The 7698-nt window shown below is 53.1% G+C and carries 7 protein-coding genes and 2 rRNA genes; 8 read left to right on the top strand and 1 reads right to left on the bottom strand.

The window, feature by feature from the left end; genetic code table 11:
- The 6 genes from Q8902_15780 to Q8902_15755 form a co-directional block, all read left to right on the top strand.
- A 23S ribosomal RNA gene (locus tag Q8902_15780) occupies positions 1-430 on the top strand; the annotation flags it as partial.
- Positions 431-724: 294 nt separating this feature from the next.
- Positions 725-840 (top strand): 5S ribosomal RNA (rrf, locus tag Q8902_15775).
- Positions 841-1318: 478 nt separating this feature from the next.
- Positions 1319-1735, top strand: coding sequence for a response regulator transcription factor (locus Q8902_15770; GenBank protein MDP4201014.1), 417 nt, complete (start codon positions 1319-1321; stop codon positions 1733-1735).
- Positions 1736-1851: 116 nt separating this feature from the next.
- The gene (locus tag Q8902_15765; protein ID MDP4201013.1) at positions 1852-2391 is read left to right on the top strand and encodes a DUF4199 domain-containing protein; all 540 of its coding nucleotides are present in this window, start codon (positions 1852-1854) and stop codon (positions 2389-2391) included.
- Between the two features lie 98 nt (positions 2392-2489).
- On the top strand, positions 2490-3068 hold the full coding sequence (locus tag Q8902_15760; protein ID MDP4201012.1) for a hypothetical protein: 579 nt from the start codon (positions 2490-2492) through the stop codon (positions 3066-3068).
- A 427-nt stretch (positions 3069-3495) separates the two neighbouring features.
- Positions 3496-5184, top strand: a complete 1689-nt coding sequence (locus Q8902_15755; protein MDP4201011.1) for a hypothetical protein — start codon at positions 3496-3498, stop codon at positions 5182-5184.
- 68 nt (positions 5185-5252) lie between these two features.
- On the opposite strand, the gene Q8902_15750 is transcribed toward Q8902_15755, so the two are convergent.
- Positions 5253-5669, bottom strand: a complete 417-nt coding sequence (locus tag Q8902_15750; protein ID MDP4201010.1) for a hotdog domain-containing protein — start codon at positions 5667-5669, stop codon at positions 5253-5255.
- 290 nt (positions 5670-5959) lie between these two features.
- Here Q8902_15750 and Q8902_15745 point away from each other — a divergent pair, with 290 nt between their 5' ends.
- Both Q8902_15745 and Q8902_15740 read left to right on the top strand, forming a co-directional pair.
- A complete protein-coding gene (locus Q8902_15745; GenBank protein ID MDP4201009.1) occupies positions 5960-6355 on the top strand; it encodes a hypothetical protein in 396 nt (131 codons plus the stop codon).
- Positions 6356-6443: 88 nt separating this feature from the next.
- Positions 6444-7697 carry an aminopeptidase P family protein gene (locus Q8902_15740; GenBank protein ID MDP4201008.1) on the top strand — a complete coding sequence of 418 codons (1254 nt, stop codon included), beginning with the start codon at positions 6444-6446 and terminating at the stop codon, positions 7695-7697.
- The last annotated feature ends 1 nt before the right edge of the window (position 7698 follow it).

Genomic DNA, 7698 nt, shown 5'->3' with positions numbered 1-7698 from the left:
GATCTTGCCCAAGAGTCCACATCGACGGCAAGGTTTGGCACCTCGATGTCGGTTCATCGCATCCTGGGGCTGAAGAAGGTCCCAAGGGTTTGGCTGTTCGCCAATTAAAGCGGTACGTGAACTGGGTTCAGAACGTCGTGAGACAGTTCGGTCCCTATCCTATGCGGGCGCAGGAGATTTGAGGAGCCTCGATCTTAGTACGAGAGGACCGGATTGACCGGACCGACGGTGTATCTGTTGTCACGCCAGTGGCATTGCAGAGTAGCCATGTCCGGAAAGGATAAGCGCTGAAAGCATCTAAGCACGAAACCTACTCCAAGATGAGATCTCCCTGAAGACTCGTAGTAGACTACTACGTTGATAGGACCACGGTGTAAGCGTAGTAATACGTTCAGCCAACGGTTACTAATAAGTCGTTCGACTTCATTTTAATTTTTTCTATCACTCTTCGGATTGATAGAAAGAGTTTAACAAACCTATGATAGAGCGCGCAGTCTGGATTGTAGCACATGCTTTAGCTTGTGTTATGGTACTTACTACCGGTGCTTACTATAGTGTTTGGTGATAAGGTCGCTAACCACGCGACCACCAACAAGACGATCTTCTTGTAACGGCGCTTTGCGCTCACCGCCACGTTGTCAAGATTTTGTTCATTGCATTAGCGCTCCGCGCTAAAAGGCAGCTGTAGCACAAGCGTCTCGCTTGTGCCGAACACAAGTTTCCTTTTGGTGACTATACCGCAAGGGCTCCACCTCTTCCCATTCCGAACAGAGAAGTTAAGCCTTGCAGGGCCGATGATACTTGGTGGTTAACACACGGGAAAGTAGGTCGTCGCCAGGGGTTTTTTAGATTAAGCCCGTTCGCTTTGCGAACGGGCTTTTTTATTGCGTAATTTTGTGATTGATGACAGCCTGCAAGTTTTTGGCCTTGAAAGAGGGTTTACGGACGAACAGTCCGGAGGACGGAGCAGTGGATATTCAGGCGATGAATCTGGCCGGAAGGTCTGTTGCTCGATTGTTCTCTGGCAACCTGGTACGTGGGGAACACTCGTTCGAATGGAATATGGCTGATATGATGCCATGGATTTATTGGGTAAGAGATCTCGGCAATAGTAGACTGGACCAAATACCAATACTCGACTTACAGCAGCAGAATCTTCTCATTCCAAATGGAATGGCTAAACCCTCCCGAGCCACGTTGCCGCCGCGGCTAGCGCGGCACGAAGCGCGGCTATGTAGCGCATACTTCAGCTTGTGCTTTGTGCTGGTGGTGGCAACATTCCACTGACATCCAATTCTTTTTTCCTATTTTTGCACGTATGAAACGCCCCATTTACCTCTATGCTCTCGCAATGGCGGGGCTGCTTGTCCTGCTAAAGTCGGTCGAGTACAGGTACCTGGTCTATGATCTCCAGACAGAGTATTTTGTAGGGATTATTGCGCTCTTTTTCACGGTATTGGGACTCTGGATCGGATGGAGGTTGACGGCCAAGAAGGCCATGGTGACTGAAGGGGGTGGGGTGCGGGTCTCTGCCCTGGAGTTGGGGATCAGCCCGAGAGAGGAAGAGGTACTACGGCTGATCGCCGCGGGTCACTCGAATCAGGAGATCGCGGACAAGATGTTCCTGTCCCTCAACACCGTCAAGAAGCACACCGGATCGCTGCTCCGAAAGCTGGAGGCCGAGCGCCGGACTCAGGCCATCGAAAGAGCGAGGAAACTTGGCCTGATTGAGTAGCCGAAAGTGCTAATCGTCCCGGTTTAAGCGAAATACACCAAAGTGCTATTGACATTTGCTGTGCAATCAGCGATATTTGCGCCGTAACTCATCACTTGCAATTTTTAGAAACCAGTATGCGTAAAGTCGTCTTAACCTATGGAATTATCGCCGGCGTCATCATAGCCCTATTAATGGTTATCTCCGGGTCGCTCGCCTCAGGGTTCGAAGAAAACTCGTATTCGATGGTCGTGGGGTATGCGACCATGATCATTTCACTTTCGATGACCTTCTTCGCCATAAAGAGTTATCGTGACAACCAATCCGGCGGCGCGATAACATTCGGGAAAGGCGTGCTCATTGGGCTCTATGTGTCACTCATCGCCTCCGTCTTCTATGTCGTTGGTTGGGAAATCTATTCCTCGATCGCGATGCCCAACTGGGTGGACCACTATGCCCAGCATGCCGTCGATGCATTAAAGAAGAGCGGTGCTTCTGACGCTGCGATCCTTCAAAAAACCAAGGAGATGGCAGACTTTAAAGAGATGTACAAGAATCCACTCTACAACTATGGAATGACGTTTCTGGAAATATTCCCGGTTGGGATTGTTATCAGTCTGATCAGCGCCGCCTTTCTTCGCCGGAAAGTAGCGTCGGGTCAACGGGCCGTTGCATAGCGATAACGAGTGGCGGCGTGCCATTGGTGACGCCAGGCTGTCGAACTATTTGGTACGTAGCCGGTTGGTGCTACGTCGTAAGCCTTATTCTTCCGTCCATGAAACATTGTCTGCCGCTGCTTGTTTTGCTGGTTACAGCAAGTCTATTCGGTTCTCCTCCTGCAATCGCTCAGGGATCGTTGCATACACCGTTGAAAGGAATCGAAGTAAGACTTCAGTCTATTGCCGCCAAGGGTATAACGGACACGCTGCGTGCGAGCAGTTCTCTAATATCAAGCTTCAAGTTAGAATGTACGACGGATGAAGATGGGAATTTCATGTTCGGCTATGTGCCACCGGGCGCTTATGCGTTAGGATGCTCATACGCTTCTTGTTACACAGCTTTTCGCAATACTAAACACCCGGCAATTGAGCAGACTCAGTTGGAAGGAGACACGGCGTCGTCCGGAGAACCCTTGATGCAGATTTCGATCAACGCTTGCGAAGGAATGGTTTGCCGAATCGCGGTCAAGAAGATGCGGCCAGACGAGTGGTTGTCGAACCCTCAACCATCCGCAACGACGACAATCACGAAAGATTGGAGCAACGGACCAGCGTGGCTGAACAGCGGTGGCGGTCTCACGCTTCAAGTCGATGGCGCTAATTCTATTGTCTCGGGCAAAATAGTGGCACGATAAATCGCATTCAGCCGTAGTGCGCGGTATTCGCCGTTCTGGGTTCACCTCGGATTGATGGTTATGGATTAACCTTTCGCTGGTGCGTTAAGAAATCAAACTAGGAGGAATCACATCTGGCAGGAGGAGGATAATCCAACCCTGTCTTCATCTCTCCATTTTCAAGGGTGCCGAAGCACAAAGACGGCACGGCGAATCGGAACCTGTTAGACGCTTTTAGGCCGCGGGCTGGGGTAGCGCTGCTTCATAGGCTTTGAATCATCGCTTTTCCGTCGGCCTGTTCTACAGGCCAATTAGTGTCGTATATTTGTATAGACGTTTTGCCCTTACGTCACACACCGAGCATGATCTCACTCAATTGCCGGTGAAGTGAGGGAGTCACGTCCTAGTTTAGTTATCACTTAATTCTTATTCTATAAGAGGTAATGCCATGAGACGATTCTCTAATTTCACCTTTGTTGTGATGTTGGTTTTGATTCCTTGTTTGTCTGCGCACGCGCAACGCTCATTTGGAGCGCACACGCTTGTCCTTGATGATGCCGCGGGACATACAGTAACGATTCAACTCCCTGGCACAATGTTGGGCAATTACACCTGGACTCTTCCGATCACATTAGGAGGAACGGGCTCCTCTGTCGTTCCGGCTGGCGCCACGAATAACTCGACCCTGCGCTGGGACGCAGCAACAACGACTTGGCTCGAGAATACGAATATACTGAGCACGAGTGCGGGGGCATTGTCCGCGGCATCGCTTTCGCTCACGGGAGGTACGATCTCAACACCATCCTCTGGCGGAGGCGCTGCTCCAAGTCTTTCCTTGATAGCGGGAAATAGCGGTGGTGCTTCCTCAGGAGCGTTTGCTAGTGTGGTTGGCGGCAATGGGACCGGTACTGGTCAGGGAGGCCAAGTCACGATTCAGGCTGGCTCTTCTGCCGCAACTACTGGCGGAGGCGTGTTGGTGCAAGGTGGAGATGCCGGCGGAGCTGGTGCCTTTGGGGGATTGGTCACCCTCTTTGGCGGTAATGGTGCCGGCACATTTCCTGGTGGTGGAATTCAGATCCAGGGCGGCTACGGACAGTTTACAACGAGTGGCGGCGGCGGCTCGGTGAGTATTGTTGGTGGTATTGCCGGTTCTGCAACTGGCACTGGTGGTGTGATTGATTTCTTCACGACGCCAAGCAACGGTGCCATTCAATTGCGGATGCAGGTCGATCAGAACGGCGTTGTTGGAATTGGCTCGTCGCAGCAATTCTCAGTCGATAACCTCGGCAATACTACTGCTCCATCGCTCTCGCTCACGGGTGGTACAATCTCAACTCCATCATCAGGTGGTGCTGCCACAAACTTATCGATGACTGCCGGGAACAGCGGTGGCGCCTCATCTGGAGCTTCCGCGAGTGTGGTTGGTGGCAATGGGACAGGGACCGGTCAGGGTGGTCAGGTTACGATTCAGGCAGGATCTTCTGCTGCAACCTCGGGCGGAGGGGTATTGGTGCAGGGTGGAGATGCTGGCGGAGCCGCTTCTTTCGGCGGAGGGGTCACACTTTTTGGCGGCAATGGAGCCGGGACATTCCCAGGCGGCAGTATTCAGATCCAGGGTGGCTATGGCCAGTTTACAACGAATGGTGGTGGTGGCTCGGTGAGTCTCGTTGGTGGCATAGCTGGCTCTGCTACCGGTACCGGTGGTGTGATTGATTTCTTCACCACGCCGAGCAACGGGTCGATTCATTTGCGGATGCAGGTCGATCAGAATGGCATTGTTGGGATTGGACCTTCACAAGAGCTCCAAGTCGATCAGAGCGGCAACCTGAGCACGAGCGGTTCGGTGGTCATCGGGAGTGGGTCGACGATTTATAGTGTCATTAGTGCGGCAGCATCACTGAGTTTTCCAACGACAGCCGCGCAATCGAGCTCCGATCTCACGATTACGCTGACGGGCGCGGCAAATGGTCAGCCCATCATGTTAGGGGTACCGTTGGGAGCGGTGCTCTCGAACTCTTCATACTCAGCATGGGTATCCGCGGCAAACACGGTTACTGTGCGCTTCAATAACTATAGCACAGCTTCGCAGACTCCGCCTGCGAGCCAAACATTTCGAGTTGCGATGATGGAGTTCTGATTCCATTCAAGTCCATCGGGTGGCCATCAGCAATTGCGTGGCCACCCACTGGACGTAACCAGTGGCGATCAGGCCATTATGGTGCCTTCAATTTCCATCCGCTCCTCATGTCGCTTGCGGATGGACTCGCCGATCGGTGTCGGACTGCCATCGTCATCGATACGAACGAAGGTGATCGAGGTAGTGCAAACGAGCGTCTCCTCGCCGCTATAGAGGCTGTACCTACGGACTTCGACGCGCACCGTGATCGAGGTATTCCCGAGTTTTTCGACATCACCGTATAGTCGAACGTGATCGCCCGTTTTGAGCGGCTTCTTGAAGAGCAGTTCGCCTACCCGAAGCGTGACCATGTTCGGCGTCGAGCAGTATTCGGTCGCAAATGCGACGCCGGCTTCGTCGATCCAGGCCATGAGAATGCCACCGAACATGTTCCTGTGAATCCCGATGTCGCGCGCCATGCATATTTTCTTGCTGATGATCTTCATTGCATTCCTTTAGGTAGGTACTAAAACAAAAGACCCTTCGCGTTACTGCGAAGGGTCTCTACAAAAGTCGGCTGACAATCCGATCTAAATGCACAGAACGACCTTCGCACGGCTCCTCGCGTGTTCGCGGCAGCTTGCCTTATGCATCCAATAGTCGAATCTGCGATTGTTCAGCATTGAAGAGTGTTTAACTGCGAAATCGGCAAATTGTTTCCTCTGAGTGGCAACGGGATACATTTGTTCAAATGAAAGAAATTCCGATGCCGCCACGGTCCGTATGACTCACAGGAATGAAGATAAAACCAAGAGTTCTCTTCGGTCAGCTCATCATCTTCTGCATTGTGGTGGGCGCATCAGCACTCGGGATGACCACGAAGCTACTGTTCGGTCTTTTTGTTGCTGCGCCGGCTCTCTCGGCGCTTACTATCAAGCAACTTCGATCGTTCTCACTCTTGGTGAGTCTATTGTTGTGGACAGTTGGACTGCTCGCCGGCTACGGAAGTTATTATGAGTTTGTCCGGCTCATCATAATTGTTGGGGCTTCTTCGGCAGCTGCTGAGGTCCTTGCAATAGTGGCAGGTATCGCCCTTTTCCTGGGAGTTGCCTACGCAGTGATCTATGCACTTGCGCGAGCAGTCGGTCGAAAACCTCTTCATTTGCCCGGCCTGAGCGATTCTGTCGATTAGGAGCTTTGTGGAGAGGGGATAGCTGACCTCTTCCAAACCTGAAGGTTGTTGCAACCTCTAAAACTTTCTTCCTGTTGCCTCCATCCGCATGGCTATAAGCATTATGGATCTTGAGCTTCGTCGCAAACGTGCCGCCGCCGCCTTTGGCACATCGAACGACATTATCCTCATTGGCGCGGGGATGCCGATCTCGGTCCCTGGCGGTGCGGACCAGACGTTTCAATTTCAACCTCATCCGGAATATTTCTGGCTCACGGGCCGTCACCGCGAGGGCGGTGTGCTAGCCTTCGAGCGTAACGGAGGCTGGACGCTATTCGAGCCGGCGCTCAGCGAGAGCGAGCAGGTCTGGGGCGGAAGCGAATCGCCAATCGGCAGGCCGGTCACCGAATTAGATGAGTGGCTGAAGGAGCGTAGTGGGCGCGCGGTCAAGTGGCTGGGTGTCCCGAAGGACGCCGAGGCTGACAAGGATTTGCGAGAAGCAATCACGCATGCACGGCGTCCCAAGGATGCCAGCGAGATAGCCCTGATGCAGCGTGCGGCAACGGCAACCGCCGTGGGTCATGCGGCAGGCCGCGCAAAGATCAAGATTGGCGCAACCGAGCGCGAAGTGCAGATCGATATCGAGTCTGCAATGTATCATGCCGGTGCGGACCGCACCGGTTACGGTACCATCGTCGGGTCGGGGCCGAATTCAACTGTTCTTCACTCGGAGCCCGGCACTCGCAAGTTCCAGGACGGCGATGTCATCGTGATTGATGCCGGTGGGGCAGTGGATGGATATACGGCAGATGTTACTCGCACTTACCCTGCTAATGGGAAGTTCGACGCAGATCAACAATTCATCTATGATGCAGTTCTTCGCGCGCAAATCGAGACGATCGAAGCGTGTAAGGTGGGTGCCGAATGGACCGATATTCACGGCCTTTCGGCACGACTGATGGCGGAGTCTCTCATCGAGTACGGCGTCATCAAGTGCTCAGTCGATGAGGCACTGGAGACCGAGGTTATCTCGATGTTTTTCCCGCATGGGATCGGTCACATGGTGGGACTCGGTGTTCGCGATGCTGGCGGTCCGCTGCCCGGCCGCGAGAAGAAGAAAGTTGCCGGCATCACGCTCCGCATGGATATACCGCTGGAAGCCGGATACATTGTTACCGTCGAACCCGGTCTCTATTTCAATCGAGTTTTGCTCCGTAGCGAAGAGCGCCGAGCGAAGTTCAAAGATGCCGTTGATTGGGCACGCATCGAGCCATGGATCGGCAAGCTCGGCGTGCGTATTGAGGATAATATCCTCGTTACTTCAGATGGCCCGGTGAACCTGACGAAGGCAATTCCCAAGTAGC

The sequence above is a fragment of the Bacteroidota bacterium genome, from assembly GCA_030706745.1.
Lineage (GTDB): Bacteria > Bacteroidota > Ignavibacteria > Palsa-1295 > Palsa-1295 > PALSA-1295.
This window is presented reverse-complemented; position numbering and strand designations above follow the sequence as displayed.